Origin of the sequence: Acinetobacter sp. NS-4, assembly GCF_037402435.1 — a bacterium.
In the GTDB taxonomy this organism is placed as follows: Bacteria; Pseudomonadota; Gammaproteobacteria; order Pseudomonadales; family Moraxellaceae; genus Acinetobacter.
In genome coordinates, this window is the sequence record NZ_JBBEUE010000002.1 from 252642 (window position 1) to 276366 (window position 23725).

General features: G+C 41.0%; 21 protein-coding genes. 7 read left to right on the top strand and 14 right to left on the bottom strand.

Going from position 1 to position 23725, the window contains the following annotated elements; genetic code table 11:
* Window positions 1-189 precede the first annotated feature (189 nt).
* Window positions 190-1227, bottom strand: a complete 1038-nt coding sequence (locus tag WAE57_RS02685; protein WP_237786633.1) for a hypothetical protein — start codon at window positions 1225-1227, stop codon at window positions 190-192.
* Between the two features lie 117 nt (window positions 1228-1344).
* Between WAE57_RS02685 and WAE57_RS02690 the strand changes: the two genes are divergently transcribed.
* On the top strand, window positions 1345-2316 hold the full coding sequence (locus WAE57_RS02690; RefSeq protein WP_337707978.1) for an MBL fold metallo-hydrolase: 972 nt from the start codon (window positions 1345-1347) through the stop codon (window positions 2314-2316).
* A 63-nt stretch (window positions 2317-2379) separates the two neighbouring features.
* On the opposite strand, the gene WAE57_RS02695 is transcribed toward WAE57_RS02690, so the two are convergent.
* Complete coding sequence (locus tag WAE57_RS02695) at window positions 2380-3342, bottom strand: diguanylate cyclase (protein ID WP_337707980.1); 963 nt, start codon at window positions 3340-3342, stop codon at window positions 2380-2382.
* A gap of 303 nt (window positions 3343-3645) precedes the next feature.
* On the opposite strand from WAE57_RS02695, the gene WAE57_RS02700 reads away from it, so the two are divergent.
* The 3 genes from WAE57_RS02700 to WAE57_RS02710 all read left to right on the top strand — a co-directional run bounded on the left by WAE57_RS02700 (window position 3646) and on the right by WAE57_RS02710 (window position 9007).
* Window positions 3646-4023, top strand: a complete 378-nt coding sequence (locus WAE57_RS02700; RefSeq protein WP_237786808.1) for a VOC family protein — start codon at window positions 3646-3648, stop codon at window positions 4021-4023.
* A 124-nt stretch (window positions 4024-4147) separates the two neighbouring features.
* Window positions 4148-5401, top strand: a complete 1254-nt coding sequence (locus WAE57_RS02705; RefSeq protein WP_337707982.1) for an exonuclease SbcCD subunit D C-terminal domain-containing protein — start codon at window positions 4148-4150, stop codon at window positions 5399-5401.
* Window positions 5402-5410: 9 nt separating this feature from the next.
* Window positions 5411-9007 (top strand): SbcC/MukB-like Walker B domain-containing protein, encoded by a 3597-nt coding sequence (locus WAE57_RS02710; protein ID WP_337707984.1) that lies wholly within the window; start codon window positions 5411-5413, stop codon window positions 9005-9007.
* A 74-nt stretch (window positions 9008-9081) separates the two neighbouring features.
* On the opposite strand, the gene WAE57_RS02715 is transcribed toward WAE57_RS02710, so the two are convergent.
* On the bottom strand, window positions 9082-9879 hold the full coding sequence (locus WAE57_RS02715) for a thioesterase family protein (RefSeq protein ID WP_337707986.1): 798 nt from the start codon (window positions 9877-9879) through the stop codon (window positions 9082-9084).
* A gap of 162 nt (window positions 9880-10041) precedes the next feature.
* The gene (locus tag WAE57_RS02720) at window positions 10042-10728 is read right to left on the bottom strand and encodes a YggS family pyridoxal phosphate-dependent enzyme (RefSeq protein ID WP_237786627.1); all 687 of its coding nucleotides are present in this window, start codon (window positions 10726-10728) and stop codon (window positions 10042-10044) included.
* Between the two features lie 123 nt (window positions 10729-10851).
* On the opposite strand from WAE57_RS02720, the gene WAE57_RS02725 reads away from it, so the two are divergent.
* Complete coding sequence (locus WAE57_RS02725) at window positions 10852-11889, top strand: type IV pilus twitching motility protein PilT (RefSeq protein ID WP_237786626.1); 1038 nt, start codon at window positions 10852-10854, stop codon at window positions 11887-11889.
* Between the two features lie 26 nt (window positions 11890-11915).
* Window positions 11916-13037, top strand: a complete 1122-nt coding sequence (locus tag WAE57_RS02730) for a PilT/PilU family type 4a pilus ATPase (RefSeq protein WP_337707989.1) — start codon at window positions 11916-11918, stop codon at window positions 13035-13037.
* Between the two features lie 69 nt (window positions 13038-13106).
* Here WAE57_RS02730 and fur read toward each other — a convergent pair whose 3' ends face one another.
* A complete protein-coding gene (fur, locus tag WAE57_RS02735; RefSeq protein ID WP_337707991.1) occupies window positions 13107-13544 on the bottom strand; it encodes a ferric iron uptake transcriptional regulator in 438 nt (145 codons plus the stop codon).
* Window positions 13545-13656: 112 nt separating this feature from the next.
* Between fur and bamE the strand changes: the two genes are divergently transcribed.
* Window positions 13657-14055: an outer membrane protein assembly factor BamE gene (bamE, locus tag WAE57_RS02740; protein ID WP_166171149.1), complete on the top strand. Its 399-nt coding sequence runs from the start codon at window positions 13657-13659 to the stop codon at window positions 14053-14055.
* A gap of 45 nt (window positions 14056-14100) precedes the next feature.
* Here the strand turns inward: bamE and WAE57_RS02745 are convergent, their stop codons facing one another.
* The 9 genes from WAE57_RS02745 to WAE57_RS02785 all read right to left on the bottom strand — a co-directional run bounded on the left by WAE57_RS02745 (window position 14101) and on the right by WAE57_RS02785 (window position 23682).
* Complete coding sequence (locus WAE57_RS02745; RefSeq protein ID WP_337707997.1) at window positions 14101-14424, bottom strand: RnfH family protein; 324 nt, start codon at window positions 14422-14424, stop codon at window positions 14101-14103.
* On the bottom strand, window positions 14424-15506 hold the full coding sequence (locus WAE57_RS02750) for a hypothetical protein (protein WP_337707998.1): 1083 nt from the start codon (window positions 15504-15506) through the stop codon (window positions 14424-14426). Before WAE57_RS02750 ends, WAE57_RS02745 begins: the two co-directional genes overlap by 1 nt.
* Window positions 15507-15645: 139 nt before the next feature.
* Window positions 15646-16101, bottom strand: coding sequence for a bacteriohemerythrin (locus WAE57_RS02755; protein WP_237786620.1), 456 nt, complete (start codon window positions 16099-16101; stop codon window positions 15646-15648).
* Window positions 16102-16524: 423 nt separating this feature from the next.
* On the bottom strand, window positions 16525-17373 hold the full coding sequence (locus tag WAE57_RS02760; RefSeq protein ID WP_337708001.1) for a class II glutamine amidotransferase: 849 nt from the start codon (window positions 17371-17373) through the stop codon (window positions 16525-16527).
* A gap of 204 nt (window positions 17374-17577) precedes the next feature.
* On the bottom strand, window positions 17578-18477 hold the full coding sequence (gene argB / locus WAE57_RS02765; protein WP_237786618.1) for an acetylglutamate kinase: 900 nt from the start codon (window positions 18475-18477) through the stop codon (window positions 17578-17580).
* A gap of 10 nt (window positions 18478-18487) precedes the next feature.
* Window positions 18488-19912, bottom strand: a complete 1425-nt coding sequence (locus tag WAE57_RS02770) for a phosphomannomutase/phosphoglucomutase (RefSeq protein WP_337708003.1) — start codon at window positions 19910-19912, stop codon at window positions 18488-18490.
* A 445-nt stretch (window positions 19913-20357) separates the two neighbouring features.
* Window positions 20358-20810 (bottom strand): dUTP diphosphatase, encoded by a 453-nt coding sequence (gene dut / locus WAE57_RS02775; RefSeq protein WP_237786616.1) that lies wholly within the window; start codon window positions 20808-20810, stop codon window positions 20358-20360.
* Between the two features lie 51 nt (window positions 20811-20861).
* Window positions 20862-22901, bottom strand: a complete 2040-nt coding sequence (locus tag WAE57_RS02780; RefSeq protein WP_337708005.1) for a UvrD-helicase domain-containing protein — start codon at window positions 22899-22901, stop codon at window positions 20862-20864.
* A 127-nt stretch (window positions 22902-23028) separates the two neighbouring features.
* Window positions 23029-23682, bottom strand: coding sequence for an OmpA family protein (locus WAE57_RS02785; RefSeq protein ID WP_086175183.1), 654 nt, complete (start codon window positions 23680-23682; stop codon window positions 23029-23031).
* Window positions 23683-23725: the final 43 nt, after the last annotated feature.

Genomic DNA, 23725 nt, shown 5'->3' on the forward strand with positions numbered 1-23725 from the left:
AGAGGGTTAGGGAGAGGATTTATTGAATCACAGCCCCATTTTGACTTTATAAAAAATTGTTTCTTTACGTAGGCATTGCCTTACTTTTGAAAGATCAAAAGTAACAAAAATCTTTTGTCCGCTTGATGATACGTCCATGTATCACAAGCGAACGGCGACATCCATGTCGCCAAAACATCTTTCTAATTTCTACTTTGTTAAAAATTGTGGAATACTTAATATCTCAGTATTAATTTTTAAATATTCATAAATAACATTACTTTTATCTACTAACCGTTCATCATTCGTAATAAAGTAATTGCAATAACTCGCATAAGCTACATGTGAAATATCAGCTTGTGCACTTACAAATTTTTTTTCATTTTTAACTTTCTTTTCTGGTCTAAATCCACTTAAATTTAAATTACTATAAATCGCATGTATCTTTTCAAACTTATGCTCCACATTCCTAATTCGTAAAAAATCCTCTAACTCCAATTCATCTAATGAAGGATTATTTTCTTTAAGGATGTTCCAAATTTTCATTAGAACATTTGGAAATTGAAGTTGATTAATCTCATCAATATTAAGTTTTAATTCTTTTCTGTAAGCTAAATGAGCATCAGTTCCACTGTTAGCTTGCTTCATAAAATCAGCATTTTTTCGTACAGTTCCCTCAAACTCAGGCATTTGCATTCTCAAGCCATCTAGTTGATTTTCTTTCTGTTTAATAAGCATATCAAAGAGTGAATGTTTAATTTTCTCATTTTTTAAAATATTTATTTGCTGCTCAAGAAATTCTAACAACTTATATTGTGCCTCAATTTGTAAATCTGCCATACTTTCATAGTCTTTAATACCGCCATACATGGCAAAAATAGTTTTCTGAAATGGATTTAGAAATTCATCATATTTCAAACTTTCACTAATATATTCTTCATAAAGTTCAGTGGCTGAACCTGATATAAGCCTCATTTGCCCCGTAAATTTAAAATTTTCATCCATAATCGGCTTTATATAAATTGCGTTAAGCTTATCTAATAAATCTAAGAATGCAGCAGAATATTTTTTATTTTTCAGACCGGCTCTATAAATTTCCTGAAAAGAAACATCTGAATAAACAACTTGTACATGATCTAAAAATCCTTCAATAAAATTTGGATCAGTTTCAATACAATCTAAAAAGCTATCTAAAATATTTTGATCCAAATAAGCTAAATCTTTACCTGAATATTCTTCTTCGGGCATAAGCACCTACTTTTAAAATAATTATTTAATACAACATTAAACGATAATCTATGCACATGCAAAACCACCTAAAACATGCTAAAAACATTCTATCCTTTTAAAACTTATAAGAAACCTATGAAGACTTTAAAACCACTTTTCCTAGCTTTAACTCTAAGCACTGCAGCCATCACCACCCAAGCTGCTGAACCCACTACCATTCCAGCTCAAAAACAAGTCGCAGGCTATTACCACCACCAATTCGGCAATACCCAAATCACTGCCCTACTTGATGGCACGCTTTACCTCAATCCTTCCATGTTTAAAAGCTTAAGTGATGCAGAAAAAATGGACATTCTCAAAAAATACTATGCCGACCAAGCCCAAGGCATTCAAACTTCTGTGAATGCATTTTTGATTAATACAGGCAAGCAACTATTGATGGTGGACAGTGGTGCAGCCAGCTGCTTTGGCTCACATCTGGGTTCAATCTATAACAACCTCAAAGCTTCAGGTTATCAACCTACGCAAGTGAACGAGATTTTTCTTACTCACTTACACCCGGATCATGTCTGCGGTATTTCCAACAAGGGCGTGGCCAATTATCCAAATGCCACGCTGCACATTGCCAAGACCGAATATGACTACTGGCTCAGTCCAAATACCGTGAAGAAATTACCAAAGGATAAACAGGCCGGTTTCCTGGGTACGGTTGAGAAAATTAAAGCGGCTTTAGCCCCATATGAAAAAGCCAAAAAAGTGAAGGTATTCTCGGACAAATCATTGGCATTGGGTAACATCGAATTTAAGCCATCCTTTGGTCATACTCCGGGACATTACAGCTTTAAACTCAAAGCTGATGGTCAGGAAGTCGTGTTTATTGGCGATATCGTGCATTCCCATACATTGCAGTTTGACCGTCCTGAAACTGCAATCGAGTTTGATACTGATCCCAAAGCAGCGGTACAGACACGTTTAAAACACTTTGCCGAATATGCCAAAGACGGTCAGCTCATTGCCGCCCCGCATTTACCTTTCCCGGGCCTTGGACATATTTACTCTCAAGATGGAAAGAGTTATCAGTGGATTCCAGTGCATTTTAAGGATTGATAAAAGATGTATAAAAATAATCCCCTCAATACAGGGGATTATTTTTTAATGAACTGCTGTGACCTAAACCGTGATTTTCGCTTCATCGGCAACAAAACGTTTACGTCCGGTTTGTTTGGCTTTAAACAGGTTTTTATCAACCATATTTAAAAAGTGTATTTTGTCATCTTGCTCTGTCGGACAAATACATTTTACCCCCAGACTTAAACTGACATTTTCTGAAATGGGAGAGGCCCGATGCGGCAGGTTCGCCTGCTCAATCATGTAAAGTATATTGTCTGCAATTTGAACCGCCCCCTCTAAAGGGGTATCTGGCAACACGATCGCAAATTCCTCGCCCCCATAACGTGCCACCAGGTCACGTGGACGTACACAGCAACTTTCCAGCATCTGTGCAATCTGCTTGATACAGGCATCGCCAATAATGTGCCCATTAAAATCATTGTATTGTTTAAAGAAATCGATATCGATCAAAATGACCGACAGGGGCTTTTGTTCACGTATTGCGTTGTGCCATTCACGTGAATAAAAATCATCAAATAAGCGTCGGTTGGCAATTTCAGTTAAACCGTCTTTATAGGAAAATTCTTCCAGCTTGCGGTGCAACGCTTTTAATTCCTCTTCCTTTTTCTTACGTTCAGAAATATCAAACATAAAGCCGACTAAACGTTCAACTTCACCATTTTCCTTACGTACCACATGAACCACATCACGAATCCAGCAATATCCACCGCTTGCCTTTAAGGCACGATAATCCGCTTCATGATCTATACCGGCAATGGATTGCGACACACAATAATTCAGGACATGATCACGATCATCCCGGTGCATACGGTCTGCCCAGTCCTGCACCGACTTCCAGGAACTCTGTTCCCAGCCCAGTAACTTTTCAATTTGAGGACCAATATAACTAAACTGTTTGGTGGCCCAGTCTATGCTCCAGGGTATGGCCAAAGTCGACTCTAATAATGTTTTATAAAACATGTCATTCGACAATTGCTGCTCATCAAACGGATTTTTCGGCATAGGACTACTCTAATTTGAATGGGCAAAAAAATGTCTTCGCATGTTCTGGTTTTAGCATACACGACATTTCAATACGCGCTTGATGACTAACCTGCTTGAAACAGGTTTCCCAATAAAAACTGCTTTTTCACCACTGAACATTTTTACATTTCAAGATGATTATTTATTCTACAATTTCTCTCAAAGAAGAAACATATATTTCTAGCTATTTGATTTATTTTCGAAGTAATCCGTATGTTCTGCACTTGGAACAACACCCCTCTATTTTTCTAAAATTTTCAAAACAACACTTGAGATAACATGATGAATAATATCGTTTACTTTGAAATCCAGTCTTCCAATCCAACCAGAGACATTAATTTTTACCAGTCTGTTTTTGGCTGGGAATTTAGCAAAGTTGCAGATCTGCCTATTGAATATTACCAGATCAAAACTGAAAACATGTCTGGCGGCTTACTTAAACGCCCTGCTGAAATACCGCCGACACATTATGGTACCAATGCTTATACCTGCTCTGTTCTGGTTGAAAATTTCGATGAAGTTGCACAGAAAATTCTGAACGCAGGTGGTCAAATTGCCATGGACAAATTTGCCATCCCGGGACGTTGCTGGCAGGGATATTTTCTCGACCTCGATCACAATACCTTTGGTCTGGTAGAAGCGGATGAAAATGCCCAATAAAAAACTTTAAAATTAAATGAATTATCATAAATTAAGCGACTACACCTGTGATGAAATGCAGAATAGGCTGCATTATTTATGGTAATTTATAGGCTCATTTTATCCAATGTGATTTGGGGCATTCGTGGCTGTTCATTTTCTGCATACATCAGACTGGCATCTGGGACAATTTTTTTATAACCATTCACGCCAGTATGAACATGAACAGTTTTTAAGCTGGTTAATTGAACAAATTAAAGAAAAACAACCACATGCCCTACTAATTTCAGGCGATATTTTTGATGTCATCAATCCTGCATCCAGTGCGCAAAAGCAGCTCTATCAATTTTTAGCTGATGCACATGCCATTGCCCCGCATATGCAAACGCTGATGATTGCAGGGAACCATGACTCCGGTTACCGTATTGAACAGGTTGAACCCTTACTGGAAAAATACAATGCCAGAACCGTCGGGGTGATTCATAAAAATGAGGAAGGTCTGATTGATTTAGACCGATTGCTGGTTCCAATTTATGATCAACAGAAACACGTTGTGGCCTGGTGTTTGGCGCTGCCCTTTTTACGTCCGGCAGAAATTACCGGTTTTAATGAACACACCACCAATAGTCACAATGCGATTGCCTATTTACACCAGCAACTGATTGCCGAAGCAAAAAAACGCAAAACATCGGATCAGGCACTGATTTTAATGTCACATGCACATATGCAAGGCGGTGAAACGTCTGATTCGGAACGGCCGATTATTATTGGTAATGAAGAAGCCTTATCGACGGCATTATTTGATGACAGCATTGATTATGTCGCACTGGGACATTTGCATAAACCGCAAAAAGTCCAGCATGCCCATATCCGTTACAGTGGCTCCCCGATTCCCCTCTCTTTTAGTGAAATCAACTATAAACATCAAATTGTTGAAGTGAATATTGATCCTGCACTAGAAGATGAGTCACGCTTTCAGTTCCAGGCCGTTGCTATTCCGCGCAGTATTCAGCTACATAAAATTCGCGGTGAATTGAATGAGGTGATACAAAAGCTCAAAGCCTTGCCCGAAGGTGAAATTGAAAATATTGATCAGCGTGAATATGTTGATATCGAATATCATACCCTGACGCCCCCACTGCCCAATTTAAGACAACAATTTGAAGAAGCGCTGCCTAAAAACCGTTATCGTCTGGTGCGCATTTCACGGCAATATTTGTCTGCAGAAAATGGCAGCTCCACAATTGCCAAAATTTGCCTAGAACCGCCAACACCGGAAAAACTATTCCAGCAGATCTGGGAAAAGCAAGGCTACAGCAACGATGAAGATGTTTTTAAAGATTTTATGAGCCTGCTTCACGAAGCACAAAAGTCACTAGAAGAACAACAGATCCGTTAAGGGCAATTCATGAAAGTTTTATCCATTCGTATAAAAAATTTGGCCTCCCTTTCAGGTGAACATTTTATTGATTTTGAAAGTGAACCTTTGGCCAGTGCAGGTTTGATTGCCGTGGTAGGAAAAACCGGTGCCGGAAAATCCACGATTTTAGATGCCATGTGTTTGGCACTCTTTAATAAAATTCCACGTTTAAAAGACAGCGACGGAAAACTGGTCGATGTAGATGGTTCAGAGTTATTGACTAACTCACCTTTGACGGTTTTGCGCCGGGGCACCGCGCATGGCTTTGCCGAAGTCTGCTTTGTCGCACAGGACCAGAAACGCTATCTGGCACGCTGGGAGCTGAAACGTTCACGTGAAAAAGCAGATGGAAAACTGCAAAGTGTACAGCGTTATTTAACATGCCTGACGGACGGCGTTGTGATAGCCGATAAAGCCAAATCTGTCGATGCCAGTATCCACAAAATCAGCCAGCTCAGTTTTGAACAATTTACTCGCGCAGTGCTGCTGGCTCAATCCGAAGTCACGGCATTTTTAAAAGCCCGCGATAATGAACGCGGTGAATTACTGGAATATCTGACCAATTCCAATATCTTTGGCAAAATTGGCCAGCTGGCTTATGAAAAAACCAAGCAAATTGCCAATCAGCGTAGAGAACTGGAAAATATCTTAGGACATATTGAGCTGCTTTCCGAGGAGCAAGTCTCTGATCATCAAACACAGTTAGCCGCAGCACAGCAACAGCTCACGCAACTGGAAACTGAAAAGCACAAGCTGAATCAGCAACAGCAATGGTTTGAACGTAAGCTGCAACTTGAAAAAGATATTCAGGCCCGCCAACAGCAACTTGCAGCACAACAACAGCAATATCAGCAATTGGCGAGTGAACGCGAACAACTCAAACAACTTGAAGTATTTGCTTCAATTCGCCCGAGTGTGATTCAACAGCATAAGGTTCAATCTGATCTGCAAAAACTGCATCCACAGCTGCAAACTACAGAACAACACTTTGCTGCTATTCAACAGCGTTATGAAATAGAAAAAGCGCAATTTCAAACTGTAGATGAGAAGCTCAAAGCACAGCAAACTTTTGAACAGACCCATCAGCAAACCATAGACCAGGTTCGCCAATGCATTCAGGAACGTGAATATATTGGTCAGCAGTTCAAAGATGCACATGGCAAAATTTTGCAGCTCAAACAGGGACAACAACCTTTATTCGACCAGCAAAATCAGCTCAAGCAACAGCTTGAACAGCTCAAGCAACAGCAGAAACAGCAAGCCCATGTACTGATTCAAACCGAGCAATTCAAAACTCTGGATGATGGTTTAAAAGCGCATTTAAATCCATTGCAACGCTTTATCCAGCAATATCAAAATTTTGAACAAGCCTATGGTTCAGTCCAGTCTGCGGCCACTCAACTTGAGCAAAAGCAGCAACAACTCTCTTCCTTGCAACAACAATTTGGGCAGGATGAACAGATCAGTGCGCAGCTTTCGGCACAACGCCAAAGTCGTGAAAACCAGCTCAAACAGAGTCATCAGCTCAGTCTCGTTCAAAGCCAGTTTAAGCAATATGTTCAGATCAACCTGGAACAGCAACAAGTCCAAGCAAGATGCACGGAACTTACGCAATCAGTTGCAGATTTAAAAACACAAGTAACGCAAGCTGAACTGAAGTATCAATCTCAACAGCAAGAACGCGAAACTTTACAATGCGTTCTACAACAACAGCGTTTATTGCATGCAGAAAATATCGAGAAGCTGCGTGAACAGTTGATTGACGGCGAAGCTTGTCTGGTTTGTGGCAGTACGGCACATCCTTACAAACAAGACCATAAAACCCTGTCTGATGAATTAATGCAGTTACAGCAACAACAAGAACAGCAAGCCATACAGCTGGAAAAGGAAAGCTTTAAGGCATGGCAAAAAGTGCAACACAGTTTGACGCAGCAAAGTTCAGCTTTAGAACAGCATCAGCAGCGATTAAAACAATTAGCGCATGAAACCCTTCATGTTCAGCAACAATTACAATCCTTAGCTGAAGATGCAAAAATCACACTTAATTTTGCTCAATCATCGGAGCTGATTGAGCAACAGCTTGATCAGTCTGCACAATCGCTACAAGTCAATGTGGATAAGATTGAACAACAACTGCTGCTATTAGAACGCACTCAACAAGAGCAGCGTGCTTTAATCCAAAACATTCAGCACATCCAGCAACAACTTTCGAGTGTGCATCAGGCTGAGCAAAATATTCAGTACATTATTGATTTGCTGTCAGCAGAACAAAAACGGGCCTGGTCAGTTCAAACCCTAGCCACTGCTTCTGCACTGGCACAGCAATTAAGCCAACGGGCAGATTTGCTACAGGCCTTGGAAAGTTTGGCTAAACAGATAACTGAACAACAACAGCATCTCAATGCACTCGATCAAAAAGTCAATTTTAGTGTTGAGCAAATTGCTGCAACTGAAACATTAAAAGCAGATTTGCAACGCAAAGGACAGGAAAATACCGAACAAGCACTACAACTGATTTTCAACATGTCGCATACACAGGTTGAAAAACCTCATGACTGGCTCAGTGAATACGATGCACAGAAAAAAAATTTACAGCTGCAATTTAACCAAGTCCGCCAAAGTTATGATCAAGTGCGTCAGCAGTTCATTGAACAACAACGCCAGCTCGATCAATTCAAAACGCAACTGGCACAACTTGAAGCTCAACAGTCCACTGTAAATTTAGAAATCCAGCATTGGCTTGCTCAGCATAGCGATTTTAATCTGACTGTACTGGAACAGCTTAAACAGATTTCCAATGAACAAGAACAACATATCCGTCAGGTTGTTCAGGCCGCTGAACGCAACCTGACTGATGCGCAATCGGCAGTCAACACCTTACAGCAGCAACAACAGCAACATCTTGTTCAGCAACCTGAAATTGACTTTGAGCAATTACAGCAAAAACTTAATGAACTGGTGCAACAACTGAAAGATGCCCAGGCTTTACGTGATGCACACAATATCAAACTAGAACTGCATCAGCGCAATTTAGCCAAGCAACAGCAGTTCGCCGAGCGTATTCAGCAAATTCAAACCGAAGAACACCGTTGGGGCAAAATTTCAGGACTGATGGGAGATGCCAGTGGCAAAAAATTCCGTGATTATGCCCAGCAATACAATCTGGATATCTTGATTGAACATGCCAACCAGCAACTGGCCCTGCTGTCACAGCGCTATACGCTCAAGCGCCTGGAGCACTCATTAAGTCTGGCCATTATTGATCACGACATGGATGGAGAAACCCGTTCGGTTGCTTCACTTTCAGGTGGAGAATCCTTCCTGACTGCCCTTGCCTTGTCACTTGCCATTGCCAATATGGCCTCAGGTTCAATGAAAATTGAATCTTTATTTATTGATGAAGGCTTCGGCACGCTGGATGCATCTTCTTTACACATGGTCATGAATGCACTGGATCAATTGCAAAATCAGGGCCGTAAAGTGGTGCTGATCTCACATATTCAGGAAATGCATGAACGAATCCCCGTGCAGATTCAGGTTAAACCTTTGGGTGCTGGGGCAAGTACCATTGAGATTGTGGGATAAATTTAAAAACTCATCCAAAAAAGCATAAAAAAGCCTAGATCATCGTCTAGGCTTTTTTAACCGGCAAGCATCGGTCAGGCGATGGGACGCAATGTCAAAATCTGTTCACTGCGCCCAAAGGGGCCATGCACATCATGCAGTACAGAACTGCTCAGGCCAATACCATCTTCTCCATATTGCTGCATGGTTTCCAGACCCAGCCACTGGCCCTGTGGCAAACGGTGCATATGGATTTGCAAATCCAGATTAGGAAAACCCCAGCTAAATGGCCAATCCTGGCGCGGTACAATGCCATTGGCGGTATCCACCATCCCCATTAAACGCACAAAATCGCTCGTGGACTCATCCTCAACCATATCATGCTGAGTTCGTAACCAAACGATGCCCTTGCCTGCACGACGTTCATGGCTTCTTGCTTCTATCGACTGGATATAGCCACCCGGCCACTGGCGGATTCCTTCCCAGATCGGTGCAGCTTCAGGCCCGGTTGCATGTGCATCTTCCAGACCTTTCACTGACCGGCTTTGTTGCGTCATCATGCGCCAAGTCCGTGCCACAATACAGGTTTTACCCTGAGACTTCATTTCCGACTCAATCAACTCAATGGTTTTTCCGGGACGAATTACTTTGGTGCTGACACTGAACACTCCGGCAGGAATCAGACCTAAAATATCTAAACTGATCCTGCCGATACGCATATCATTTCGGGGAGCAAAGCGGTCTAATTCCGCGCAGAGAATACCTGTTGCAGGTGCCATATGCTGTTCATGTTCATTCCATGCCCCTTGAGCCAGTATTGTTGAGCGATAATGGGCGGTGACTTCCCCGGTTGCATCCGTATTTCGCTCAATCAGTTGATAATATGCTGCCATACACTTCCCTATTTTTCCTGTCGAATAAATGGTTTCTTATTGAGATTATTCCTTTAGATTGTTATTTTTGTACCCAAATTTAGTGGAAAGTTCAATTTTTAAAACAAAAACTGAACCCTAAAGTTCAGTTTTCAAAATCATCAGCATTGATGTTTTCGCGATTTATTTTGAATAATCCCGTGCACCAAACAGTGCCGTTCCTACACGAACCATGGTTGAACCTGCGGCAATGGCTTGCTGCATATCACCCGACATTCCCATACTTAAGGTATCCCAATCTTCAGGCTGTGCATGCTCAGCTTTTACACTTTCAAATAATGCACGAGCATCTAAAAATGCCTGATGATTATTCGGTGCGGGAATCACCATCAAACCACGTAACTTTAAATTGGGCAGCCGGCTGATTTGTCTGACCAGGTCTGCAACCTCACTCGGCTGACAACCATCTTTAGTATCCTGTCCATCGATATTCACTTGCAAACAGATATTCAACGGCGCTTGTGTTGTTTCACGCTGGTTGGATAAACGCTCGGCAATAATCAGACGGTCTACGCCATGCACCCAATCAAATTTTTCAGCCAAATGTTTAGTCTTGTTGCGTTGCACATGACCAATGAAATGCCACTCAATATCCAGATCACTTAAAGATTCAATTTTATCCAATGCCTCTTGTAAATAATTTTCTCCAAATGCACGTTGTCCGGTCTGGTACATCTCCCGTAAAGACTCACTAGGATGTGTCTTCGAAACAGCCAGTAACTGTACGCTTCCCGCATTGCACCGGGCTTGTTTACAGGCCTCTTCAATTTGCTGTATAACTTGATTTCGTGGGTGTTGAAGACTATTCATTGACGAGGTTCTCATTTCATTCATCTTTTTTTGCCTTCCCCTGCAACTAACTGTTGGTTAAGCTCGGGGAAAGCCTTATTATTCTATCAAAATAAATAACATTTAAATGAACTCGGGGAAATTATGGATATCACTGAACTTTTAGCATTTTCAGCTAAAAACGGGGCATCAGATTTACACTTATCTGCAGGGATGCCGCCACTTATCCGTGTCGATGGTGAAGTTCGCCGTATTAACTTGCCGGCTTTGGAACATAAAGAAGTACACAAACTTGTGTATGACATTATGAATGATAAACAGCGTCGTGATTTTGAAGAAAAATTAGAGACTGACTTTTCATTTGAAGTGCCAGGCGTAGCCCGTTTCCGTGTGAACGCATTTAACCAGAACCGTGGTGCAGGTGCCGTGTTCCGTACCATTCCTTCAAAAGTACTCACTATTGAAGATTTGGGCATGGGTCAAATCTTTAAAGATATTTGTAATTACCCGCGCGGTATTGTACTGGTGACCGGACCTACAGGTTCAGGTAAATCAACCACACTTGCCGCGATGATCGACTATATTAACGACCAGCGTTATGACCATATCCTGACGGTAGAAGACCCGATCGAATTTGTACACGAATCTAAAAAATGTCTGGTCAACCAGCGTGAAGTGCATCGTGATACCCATGGCTTTAACGAAGCATTACGTTCTGCCCTGCGTGAAGACCCGGATATTATTTTGGTCGGTGAGATGCGTGACCTTGAAACCATCCGTTTGGCATTGACTGCCGCTGAAACCGGTCACTTGGTATTCGGTACACTGCATACCACCTCTGCAGCAAAAACCATTGACCGTGTGATTGACGTCTTCCCGGCTGAAGAAAAAGACATGGTACGTGCCATGTTGTCTGAATCCTTACAGGCTGTAATTTCACAAACCCTACTCAAGAAAAATGGTGGTGGCCGTGTCGCTGCACACGAAATCATGATTGGTATTCCTGCAATTCGTAACCTGATCCGTGAAAACAAAGTGGCACAAATGTATTCTGCCATTCAAACCGGTGCCAACTACGGCATGACTACGCTTGATCAAAGTTTAAAAACCTTGGTCTCTAAAGGCATCATCAGTCCGCAAACTGCGCGCACCATGGCGAAACAGCCAGAAGCATTCCTATAAGTTTAAAACGGATTGGGGTTCTTATTATGGATTTTAATGATTTACTCAATTTGATGATTCAACAACAGGCATCTGACTTGTTTATTACGGCTGATGTTGAACCATCCATGAAAATTAATGGCCAGATTCTGCCCATCGCAAAAACCAAGCTAACCGGCGAAGTGGTGGGACAGCTTTTAAACTCGATTATGAGTGATAAACAGCGTAAAGAATTTGCCGAAACACGCGAATGTAACTTCGCCATCAACAACCGAGACAAAACCGCACGTTTCCGTGTCAGCGCATTTCAACAGCGCGATCAACCAGGTATGGTTTTACGTCGTATTGAAACCGTGATTCCAACCATGGATGACCTCAAGTTACCGCCAATTTTAAAAGAATTGGCGATGACCAAGCGCGGCATCATCATTTTTGTCGGCGCGACTGGTACCGGTAAATCTACCTCTTTGGCATCAATTATTGGTTACCGTAATCAAAATTCAAAGGGTCATATCATTACCATTGAAGACCCGATTGAATTTATTCATGAACATGCAGGCTGTATCATTACCCAGCGTGAAGTCGGGATTGATACGGATACCTTTGAAGTCGCGTTAAAAAACACCTTGCGTCAGGCACCCGATGTCATTTTGATTGGTGAGATCCGTTCCCGCGAAACCATGGATTATGCCATTGCTTTTGCCGAAACGGGCCATCTGGTATTTGCTACCCTACACGCCAACAATGCCAACCAAGCCATTGACCGTATTATTCACTTCTTTGAAGCAGACCGTCACAATCAACTGTTTATGGACTTGTCCCTCAATTTAAGAGCGATCGTGGCGCAGCAGCTGATTCCAACCGTAGATGGTAAATCACGTCGTGCCGCTATTGAAATCCTGATCAACTCACCTTTAATTTCAGACCTGATCCGTAAAGGTGATGTTCATGAAATTAAAGACCTGATGAAACGTTCACGTGAGCTGGGAATGCAAACCTTTGACCAGGCCCTGTTTGACCTCTACAAAGCCAAACAGATTACTTATAAAGACGCATTGAAACATGCGGATTCCCCTAACGATCTTCGTTTGCAAATCAAGTTGTCGGAAGAAGGTGGCGACCGCTTATTACATGCGAGTGCAAATATTACCTTCGATGGTCAGGCTTAATGCTTAGATTGAAATAAAAAAACAGGCTTCAAATAAAGCCTGTTTTTTTTAACTGATTCCAGGTCAGTATTATTTTTTACGTAATGCGTCTTGGCATTCAACTGCATCACAATAACCATACAGATTCAAAGAGTGACCGGTTAAAGTAAAGCCAAATTTTTCGGCAACTTCATGTTGTTCATGCTCAATCACGTCGTTGGTAAATTCAACTACTTTATTGCAATTTTGGCAGACAATATGATCGTGATGATCTTCTTGCATAATTTCGAAAACTGAATGATTATTTTCAAAATGATGACGCTGGATAATACCTGCAGCTTCAAACTGTGTTAACACGCGATACACAGTTGCTAAACCGACATCTTCACCCTGTTCAAGTAAAGTCTTATAAATATCTTCTGCGCTTAAATGATGTTGTCTTGAATTTTCTAATAATTCTAATATTTTTATTCGTGGAAGCGTAACTTTAAGTCCAGCTTTGCGTAAATCTTGATTTGAAATAGGCATCTAAAAGGGTCTCTCAACAAATTTAAAGTTGGAATATGCAACAAAGTTAAGATGCAGTATGATCTATCCGTGGATCAAATGCATCATAATTAATTTGGGATAGTGTAGCAAAATGCAAAAAATCATGTTGACGTTATTCGTCACTTCACTGCTCGCAGGCTGTTCGACCTTGGGCGTTTATAAAGTTGATATTCCTCAAGGAACACCATTAACTCAAGCACAAGCATCAAAAATTCAAGTCGGTATGAGCCACCAACAAGTTCGCTTTTTGCTAGGCAGTCCAACGGTCACAGATCCAATGAATCCTTTACGTTGGGACTATATCTACAACTACATCCCAGGAACTTATGCTAAAAAAGCCAAGATTCCTGCAGCACATGGTCAACATTTAAAAATTTACTTCGATCAAACCGGTACGGTGCAAAAGATTGAAGGTCTAGAAACTATTCCAGAATCTCAACCCGGCTTACCAGGTTCAAAAGAAGCGATTTTAACTGCGCCCCCACTATAGACGCTTTAAAATAAAAATAAACCCCTCATTGAGGGGTTTTTCTTATCACTTCAATTGTTTAAAGCGATTTCCACGACAATATCGCCCAACCGGGTTGGCTGCTGCACGTTTGCGTCGAATATCCTTCGGATTAATAGTTAGCGGTCGATAAATCTCGACACGGTCACCCACTTGTAAAATATGGTGCAAATCTTTCAGGCGCACGCCAAAAATTCCCAGAGCAAGCGGTTCTGCCAAATCAACCTGTACCCGAATACCACATTGTTCAATCGCCTCTAAAGCGGTCATGCCTTGCTGAAAAGGCACCGCAATATGAAACTGTTGATCCGGGCCAGCGTAAGCGACCCAAACCTGTTGTAACTCACTCATTAGAACAATTGCCCAATAATTGCGATTATTGCCAAAATAATCGAAACAGGTAACACTACACGAACGGCAATACGCCACAGGTTATAAAATAACTCATTGCTGAAACTCATCGCTTTACGCAGATGGCTAATTTTCATGATCCATCCGGCAAAAATGGCATAGATCAGGCAGATTGCTAAACCCCAAAGCATCAGCAGGCTATTGAAAACTGGAGTGATGGCTGGAATTACCCAAACAAATACGGCAGCTAAAATAAGCAGCCATTGAATCACGATATTCAACTGACGGTGTAACAGCTGTTCACGCGCCATTTGCAATAACAATGCCGCAGCACTCACCACTGCAACCACAAAAGCCAAACTCGGGATTTGAGCATTGGCAGCAAAGAAACCAAAAGCAATTACGGCGAGTAACTGTGCAATCCAGATCGGCAATACGGTTTTAGTTGCAATATCTTGCTGTTTCACCACAGCTAAGTTACTTTGCCAATACAAGCCCATACCTAAACCACTTGCAACCAGTGCTAATACGGTTGCACTGCCCCACTCACTAAACTCTACAGGGGTCACGTGCCAAGTCGGTAAAGCTGCGCCCATGATATTTGAAAGGATCAACGAAGCAAAAACACCCACTACGCTTAAAGCAAGAATAATTTTTCGCGGTGCAAATGAAAGTAAAACAGCAACAATTGCCAGCCCCATAAAGAGCAGGTTGGGCGCAATGCCATTTAAGGCAAACTGTCCCAATAATTGACTGGCATTAGACAACATGCCGCCTGCCAAGAAAGGTATAAAGACCACTGCCAACCAGCCGACAATACGCCATTTCTGTGAAGCATCTGCATCACGTGTCAAACTGGACAATGCATTTAAGGCTGTCGTTTTAGAGCGTTTTGCCAAAGCAATTTCTAAGTAGCAAATCGGTAATGCCAAAATAAGCATAGTACCTATCCACAACAACCAAAAATCAAGTTGGCGATCAAGCTGAATCCCTACAATCGGTGCCAAGGTGGCAATGATGATAAAAGATAAGCAAAATGCCATCAGCGGTGATAGCCATCGTGTCATAGCATTGTCCTGCATGATGCGTTCCTAAAAAAAGTCTGTCGCTATTTTGCCTTTGTCATAGGTGAAAATCAAAAAGAAAAAGCAAACCATCATAACTGATGATTTGCCGCGCAAGATTATTATCTTTTTTAATTGTTGTTATCTCGTTTAACTTTTATGAGAAAAAACGAGCAAACCAGTTTTTACCTTTTTTCTGTTCTTTCTCTTTAATGATGCCCATCATGTTTTCTTTTACCGCACCCACATAATCAGCGTCATCATGCTGAATATGATTGATCAGCCATTTTGAAAGCACTTCATGTAATTCCGCTTCAATCGTCTGTCCCATTTCAAAGCGGCTACGATACGATTCAATCTTTTTAATAAATAAATCATGCACACGCTTATGCGGCACCCGATATTTATAACCTGCTTCTTCCTGCAATGACTCTTCAAAAGTAAAATGCGACTGGGTGTAATCAATGATATTATCCAGAATCTGTTTAATACGGGCACGATCAGTATGTTCAGAAAAGTCATTAATTTCATTAATATAATCAAGAATCCGTTTATGCTGATCGTCAATCACATCGATGCCAGTATTATATTCTGGAATCCATTTCATTTTCATTACGACCACCTATCAGATATAAACGATTAATCACATAAATTCATAATATATTGATTCTAAACAAATAAAAATAAACCAAAACGGTCGGCTTTCAGTTTTTTTTATAAAATAGATATAACTTATTGATATATATTTAATTATAATAAAATACCTACTAAAAAGATAAAGTATTTTTTAACCAGACCCATTAAAAAAACATGCTTTATTCAAGAGTTAATATGATTTTATAAACTATATTTTTTAGAAGTCGTTTTTTAATTATATTAAATAAATATAGTACGATGATATAAAAATATCAAAAATCCCCGAAAATTAAAATCTGATGATAAAATTTTAAAATATTTCAACTGATCATAAATAATAAAGTCAGATATTTATCTAATAAATATCTGACACTAAAGTTTCATCTGAAGCACTGTGCAGTCAATATTGATCAGCTTTGGTGATTCTTTTTAATGCCGGATTTAAGCGTTCACGTTCTAAACGTTCGACATGGGTCTGCTGTTTACGCACAGGTCGGCCATCCTGAAATAAAATCATCTCTCCCGGTACAAAAGCTGTCCAGGTTTCATTTTGCGTTAAAGGCTCGGTGGTAATAACGGCGACGCGGTCTTCCGGCGTGGTCACCTGACTAAAATCAACCTCTACATCCAGATCAATCAATTGCGCAGGTTTAAAAGGATATTCGCGTACCAGCCAATGTAATTTGGTGATGGCATAGCTAAAGAGTGCCTGACCATTCGACAGACAGAAATTGAATGTACCGTGTTCTGCAATTTTTGGAGAAATGTCTGCCAACAAATCAAAAATTTGATCCAGCTTTGGTTCATGGTAACCAAACTTAAGTACCAGTTGGTCCAGCAAGTAACAAAAAGCACGTTCGCTATCGGTATTGCCTACCGGGGTAAAACGACCCGACAAAGTCGGGTTAAAGTCATGTAAATCGCCATTATGGGCAAAAATCCACTGACGTCCCCAAAGTTCACGGCTAAAGGGATGTGAATTTTCCAGATTAATTTTGCCTTGCGTGGCTTTACGAATATGTGCAATCACATTGCGTGATTTAATCGGATAATTACGAATCAGTTCAGCAATAGGTGATTCGACTGCAGACTGATTATCGACAAAAAGTCGGCAGGCTTTATCTTCAAAAAAAGCAATGCCAAAACCATCACAATGGTCGGAGGTAATGCCGGCACGTTGAGAAAAACCCCGAAACGAAAAAGTCACATCCGTGGGCGTAGCGCAATTCATTCCGAGCAACTGGCACATAATCTTAATCAAACAACAAATACATGATTTTTCTATTTTGCATACTCAATAGCGCATTGTAAATCTCAATTCACGATAGCTATCACGATTTTATGTATTAGGCTGAAAAACAATATTCTTATCACCTTTTTATTGAATTCCTTAATCCCCCTAAATATCAACCACAAAAAAAGCCTCACAAGGAGGCTTTTTTAAAATCACGCTTTAATGCTTGGCACGGTTGGTAATTAAGGTACCTACACCATGATCAGTAAAGATTTCCAGCAAAGTTGCATGAGGCACACGGCCATCCACAATATGCGCACTGACTACGCCACCTTTGACTGCATCCAGTGCACAACCGACTTTAGGAATCATGCCACCGTAAATCACACCGGTTTCAATTAAACGGTCGACTTCCTGGGTGCTTAAACCTGTCAGCAGATTTTTATTTTCATCCAGTACACCGGTAATATTGGTCAGAAGAATCAGTTTTTCTGCGCCTAAAGCTTCAGCGACTTTACCTGCCACCAAATCGGCGTTGATGTTATAAGTATTGCCTTCTTCATCTACACCCAGAGGTGCAATCACAGGAATAAAATCACCTTGGGTGAACATTTCAAGAACATCGGTTTTTACGCCAACGACTTCACCAACCAGACCCAGATCAATCTGTTGCACAGTACCATCTGCAGCTGTTTTTTCCATCAATAGCTTTTGTGCACGTAGCAAGTTGCCATCTTTACCGGTCAAACCGATAGCACGACCACCATGCTGGTTAATCAGATTCACGATGGATTTATTCACGCTACCACCTAACACCATTTCAACCACTTCCATGGTTGCAGGGTCAGTCACGCGCATGCCATCAATACGGTCAGATTCACGTCCCAATTGTTTCAAGAATGAATCGACTTGAGGCCCACCGCCATGCACCACGATTGGATTTAAACCTACAGTTTTTAACAATACAATGTCACGTGCGAACGAGCTTTCAAGCTCCGGATCGGTCATTGCGTTGCCACCATACTTGACTACTAGCGTCTTACCTGCAAAACGTTGAATATACGGCAAAGCTTCTGTCAAAATTTGTGCTTTGTCGATGCCAGTATGCTGATGTGGCATTCGCCTCTCCTTATTGAGCATCTAAAATGTCTTGAGCGATTTGAGGATATCGGTCACTTAACATGGAAACAAATGTGTGTCGAATATCGTTTAATCTTACAGGATTATCCGCATCAAAACGCACTGTAAAATATTCACCGGTATTCGATGCCCGAATAATGCCAAATCCATCTTCAAAATCAAGTCGTACACCATCAATTTTACTTAATTGCGCATCAAAATCATGACTTTTAACTTCAACATCATGTAATACCGCTGTTGGTTCTTCACTATGGGTACTAATGTAGAGATCTTCAGTACAACTGCGTTCAGGATAAGCCAGCAATGCTTTTGATAGAGTTAAATCTGGTTGTTGACTTAAATATTCGAGAACACGTAAGGCTGCATACAAACCATCATCATAGCCAAAACCGCGCCCATCATTAAACACATAATGACCGGCGTATTCTCCGCCAAACACCGCTTTGCCTTGTGACTTCGCCATATAGCTGCGTAAAAAAGAGCTTCCGGTACGGATCATTTTGGCCTGTCCACCTAAATGACGAACCGTATTAGCCACCATGGTCGAACATTTGACATCAAAAACCACTTCATGACCGGGATGGGTCTTCAAGCATATTTCTGAAAATAAAGACAGCAACCGATCTGCGGAGATTGTCGTACCATTTTCGTTTATTAATACCAGACGATCACCATCACCATCCAGAGCAATCCCGATATCGGCTTGTTGTTCAAGTACGGTTTTTCGTAATTCAACAAGATGTTTTTCTTGTGAAGGATCGGGTGCATGATCGGGAAAATGACCATTGGCTTCACAACGAATCAGTGTCAGGTCGCAGCCCATTTTTTTTAGCACTAAAACGGCACAGCGCCCTGCTGAACCATTCAAACCATCCAGTACCACCTTAAAAGGTCTTTTTAACTGAATGTCCTTCAATAGCGCATGTTGATATTCAAGACAATATTTAACCCCAATTTCATGCTGCATGGGTTCAATCAGAATTTTTTCTTCTGGAGCAAAAATCGAGCAAGCCGCTAAAGCTACCTGTTGAATCTGATCCGGACACGGCGGTTCGCCTTGAATAATCCATTTCACGCCATTATCTGTTTTGGCATTATGACTGGCAGTCAGCATAATGCCATTACCCTCAAATTGACGTGCAATAAAATACAGCAAGGGAGTCGAACAACAGCCAATAATTATGGCATACAGCCCTTTTTCTTCACACACTTGTCTGATAATTTCTGCATATTGGGGACTAGTTAAGCGCGCATCGTAACCAATAGCCAGTTGAGTTTGCCCTAACTTTTGATATTGCATCACCAATCCATAGGCAATGGCTTTGACAAGTTCAGGCGTCAAAAGTGATATGTGTCCACGAATATCATAGGCACGAAAAATTTGTGATGGGAATTTTTTATTTTGTAAATTCATAATTATTTCTTCTATTTACAATAATTTATGAAATAAAAATTTATGAAAGGTTTAAGTGGATCCAAATTTGCCAGTCCATCATGTCAGGGAGGAGATTGTTCATTCACATTCTAAAAGCATTTCATCTTTTTAATCAATGATAAAAATATAGTAAATACGTATACAAATATAAACTATATATTTGAAATATAAATATATTATTAATTAAAAGAAAGGAATGAAAATAAATTCTATTTAAAAACCAATTACCTAAGTAAACATAGAAAAAATAACATTAAGTATAAGAAATACCCCCATCAATACAATATTAAAAAATATTCTAAGCAGTTCATTTTATTATAAATGTGATTAATATTTTAAATAAGATTATTTCTAAAATGAAACCTGATCAACAAAATATAGCTGCTTGTTCATCAGGTACTCCATCTTAAAACTAAATCAGGGCTTAACCTTTACCGGTATGGCCAAAACCACCTGCACCACGTTCAGTCGCTTCGAATTCATTCACAATATCAAACTGCGCTTGAACAACAGGAACCAGCACATACTGCGCTAAACGTTCACCCGGTTGTAAAGTAAATGCTGTTTGGCTACGGTTCCAAACCGATACCATCAATTCACCTTGATAATCTGAATCAATGAGGCCCACCAGATTGCCTAGAACAATCCCATGTTTATGCCCCAGACCTGAACGCGGTAAAATTAAACCGGCAAAATTTGTGTCTTCAATATAAATGGCCAAACCTGTTTTAACCAATACAGTTTGTCCTGGTTCAATGACAGTCGCTTCATCTACACAAGCACGCAAGTCCAAACCTGCTGAACCCGAAGTCGCATAGGTTGGCATAGGCCATTCGCTGCCTAAACGTGTATCGAGTACTTTCACCTGAACTTTCATTTGTTTTTTCCTAATTGCATGGTTTAAATGTTGCATGGTTTAAATCGTAAATTAACGCTTAATCAGCGCACGTAAATTTTCCAGATAATGCTGAGCTTGCAGTTTTGGATCAATATTGCCCGCTAATTTCTTCTTGCGCCCCAACCATTCCAGTTCATCTTGCGGCAATTCATCCAGGAAGCGGCTTGGGGTCATCTGTTTCATCTGTCCCCCCGCTTTACGCTGCTCGGCTAAAGTAATGGTCAACCCTTGACGTGCCCGGGTAATACCCACGTACATCAGACGGCGTTCTTCTTCGACGGTATCAGCTGCAATCGAGTTTTTATGGGGAAGCATTTCTTCTTCCAGGCCAATCAAATACACATAGGGAAATTCAAGACCTTTAGACGCATGTAAAGTCAATAAATTGACTTTGTCGGTATCTTCTGCTTCCTGCTGCTGCTCGAGCATATCCAGCAGCACCATTTTACGAATTACGCTTTCAATATTTTTGTCATCAACATCTTCAGCACGGTTAATCAGGCTTTGAATACTGCTATACAGCACTTCAATATTATCCAGCTTGGTTTTTTCCTGTGCCGGTGTTGCTGCATTCTCTTTAAGATAATCAATATAGCCCGCTTCATGCATCATCTGGCGAATAATCGGCACAGGCTCATCATCATCGAGTAGATTACGGGTAAAGTTGGCAATAAAATCGGCAAATTCAGCCAATTGTGTGGTGGCTTTTTTAGGAATCACCATGGTCAAGCGCTGATCACCAGCTGCCGATAGTAGCGACAAATGATTTTCTTGAGCGAACAATCCCAATTTTTCCAGTGTCACCGGACCAATTGCACGTTTAGGGGTATTAATAATCCGTAAAAATGCACTGTCATCTTCAGGGTTAATAATTAAACGCAAATAACTCATGATGTCTTTAATTTCTGCGCGAGCAAAGAAAGACTGGCCACCAGAAAGCTTGTAGGGAATCTGCATTTGACGCAGCTGTGTTTCTAAAATACGGGCCTGAAAATTACCGCGGTACAAAATCGCGTAATCTTTCCAGTTTTTACCATTCATCAGCTTATGGGTAATTAAATCCTTCACCACGCGTTCTGATTCATCATCATCATTACGGCAGGTAATCACCCGAATTACCTCACCGTGGCCTTTATCGGACCAGAGCTTTTTATCAAAAATATGCGGGTTATTGCCAATGACCGTATTTGCAGCTTTCAAAATACGACTGGTCGAACGGTAATTTTGCTCTAATTTAATCACTTTTAAATTAGGAAAATCCTCTTTCAACAGCGCCATGTTTTCTGGTTTTGCACCACGCCATGCATAAATGGATTGGTCATCATCACCTACGGCCGTAAATTGTCCCATCACGCCCACCAGCAGTTTCACCAAAATATACTGTGCCGTATTGGTGTCTTGATATTCGTCGACCAACAGATAACGAACACGATTTTGCCACTTATCCCGGACTTCGGCATTTTCTTGTAGTAAACGGGTTGGCATCACAATCAGGTCATCAAAGTCCACCGCATTATAGGCACGCAAGTTGCGCTCATAGAGTTGATATAAATGCGCAAACTGTACATCTTCGGCGGTTTCACAGGTGGTGTGAGCCTGTTCCGGTGGAATCAGGTCATTTTTCCAGTCCGAAATCATTTTCATTGCTTTGGCAATGAGCTCTTTACTTTCCGCACCCGACAAATTATCGCGGTGCATTAAATCCATCAGAATGCGCTTACAATCATCGGCATCCAAAATAGAAAAATTATTCTTTAACGGTGTATGTTTCAGTTCCAGTCGCAGCAAATTCAAACCAAAAGTATGGAATGTTGAAACAGACAAGCCTTTCGCTTCTTCACGAGATAATAATTTGCCCACACGCTCTTTCATCTCACGTGCGGCCTTATTGGTAAAGGTCATAGCGGTAATACGATGTGCCGGAATACCACAATTCTTAACCAGATGTGCGACTTTTCGAGTAATTACCGAGGTTTTACCTGAACCTGCCCCTGCAAGTACTAACAAGGGCCCTTGAGTGTATTTCATGGCTTCAAGTTGCTTGTCATTGAGTTGACTTGCCGACGACATAGTATTTCCTCGTATTGATTGGAGCTCGATTATAGTCATCTGTGCCAAACTTGCATAACCTAAAATACAGATTTGACATTCAAAAAAAAACCACCCGAAGGTGGTTTTCTCTGATTCAATAACTGAATTATTGAATTGCGTAGATGCTGATTTCTACACGGCGGTTTTGTTCACGACCCGATGCTGTATTGTTGTCAGCGATTGGGTTAGCAGCGCCTTGACCTTGAGCATTAATACGTGAAGTTGAAACGCCTTTAGAAGCCAAGTAGCTTGCTACTGACTGAGCACGCGCTTGAGACAATGGAATGTTGATAGAGTCATTACCAGTGCTGTCTGTATAACCAGTTACAAGAATACCGCTCTTGTTATCTTCAGTTAAAGTTTGCGCAACTTTATTCAAAGTAGTGTAGAAGTTAGGTTTGATATTTGATTTGTTGGTATCAAATGTAATGTTACCCGGCATAATCAAACCAACAGAACCATCTGGATTACGAGTAACGTCTACACCAGTACCCGCCATTTGTTGACGTAATTTTTTCTCTTTATTATCAAGATACACACCAGTTGCACCGCCTAATACAGCGCCAATTGCTGCTGCGCGGTTATTTTGTGCACTTGAGTTTGCACTACCCTTAGAAATACCATAACCAGCAGCTGCGCCAACCAATGCGCCAATTGCTGTTTTATCGTATTCCATACCGCCAAGATTGTTGCCACTTGTTTGACAGCCTGATAGTGCCAATGCCCCTGCTACAGCTGCTGAAATTACTAATGCACGCATTGCATGCCTCCTTGTTGTGTTTTATCGTATGGTGGAATAATGA

What these genes read in the sequence shown, in the direction of transcription:
- WAE57_RS02685 (WP_237786633.1), bottom strand. Translation starts at nt 1,227, where the DNA reads ATGCCCGAAGAAGAATATTCAGGTAAAGATTTAGCTTATTTGGATCAA.
- WAE57_RS02690 (WP_337707978.1), top strand. Translation starts at nt 1,345, where the DNA reads ATGAAGACTTTAAAACCACTTTTCCTAGCTTTAACTCTAAGCACTGCA.
- WAE57_RS02695 (WP_337707980.1), bottom strand. Translation starts at nt 3,342, where the DNA reads ATGCCGAAAAATCCGTTTGATGAGCAGCAATTGTCGAATGACATGTTT.
- WAE57_RS02700 (WP_237786808.1), top strand. Translation starts at nt 3,646, where the DNA reads ATGAATAATATCGTTTACTTTGAAATCCAGTCTTCCAATCCAACCAGA.
- WAE57_RS02710 (WP_337707984.1), top strand. Translation starts at nt 5,411, where the DNA reads ATGAAAGTTTTATCCATTCGTATAAAAAATTTGGCCTCCCTTTCAGGT.
- WAE57_RS02715 (WP_337707986.1), bottom strand. Translation starts at nt 9,879, where the DNA reads ATGGCAGCATATTATCAACTGATTGAGCGAAATACGGATGCAACCGGG.
- WAE57_RS02720 (WP_237786627.1), bottom strand. Translation starts at nt 10,728, where the DNA reads ATGAATAGTCTTCAACACCCACGAAATCAAGTTATACAGCAAATTGAA.
- WAE57_RS02725 (WP_237786626.1), top strand. Translation starts at nt 10,852, where the DNA reads ATGGATATCACTGAACTTTTAGCATTTTCAGCTAAAAACGGGGCATCA.
- WAE57_RS02730 (WP_337707989.1), top strand. Translation starts at nt 11,916, where the DNA reads ATGGATTTTAATGATTTACTCAATTTGATGATTCAACAACAGGCATCT.
- fur (WP_337707991.1), bottom strand. Translation starts at nt 13,544, where the DNA reads ATGCCTATTTCAAATCAAGATTTACGCAAAGCTGGACTTAAAGTTACG.
- bamE (WP_166171149.1), top strand. Translation starts at nt 13,657, where the DNA reads ATGCAAAAAATCATGTTGACGTTATTCGTCACTTCACTGCTCGCAGGC.
- WAE57_RS02745 (WP_337707997.1), bottom strand. Translation starts at nt 14,424, where the DNA reads ATGAGTGAGTTACAACAGGTTTGGGTCGCTTACGCTGGCCCGGATCAA.
- WAE57_RS02750 (WP_337707998.1), bottom strand. Translation starts at nt 15,506, where the DNA reads ATGCAGGACAATGCTATGACACGATGGCTATCACCGCTGATGGCATTT.
- WAE57_RS02755 (WP_237786620.1), bottom strand. Translation starts at nt 16,101, where the DNA reads ATGAAAATGAAATGGATTCCAGAATATAATACTGGCATCGATGTGATT.
- WAE57_RS02760 (WP_337708001.1), bottom strand. Translation starts at nt 17,373, where the DNA reads ATGTGCCAGTTGCTCGGAATGAATTGCGCTACGCCCACGGATGTGACT.
- argB (WP_237786618.1), bottom strand. Translation starts at nt 18,477, where the DNA reads ATGCCACATCAGCATACTGGCATCGACAAAGCACAAATTTTGACAGAA.
- WAE57_RS02770 (WP_337708003.1), bottom strand. Translation starts at nt 19,912, where the DNA reads ATGAATTTACAAAATAAAAAATTCCCATCACAAATTTTTCGTGCCTAT.
- dut (WP_237786616.1), bottom strand. Translation starts at nt 20,810, where the DNA reads ATGAAAGTTCAGGTGAAAGTACTCGATACACGTTTAGGCAGCGAATGG.
- WAE57_RS02780 (WP_337708005.1), bottom strand. Translation starts at nt 22,901, where the DNA reads ATGTCGTCGGCAAGTCAACTCAATGACAAGCAACTTGAAGCCATGAAA.
- WAE57_RS02785 (WP_086175183.1), bottom strand. Translation starts at nt 23,682, where the DNA reads ATGCGTGCATTAGTAATTTCAGCAGCTGTAGCAGGGGCATTGGCACTA.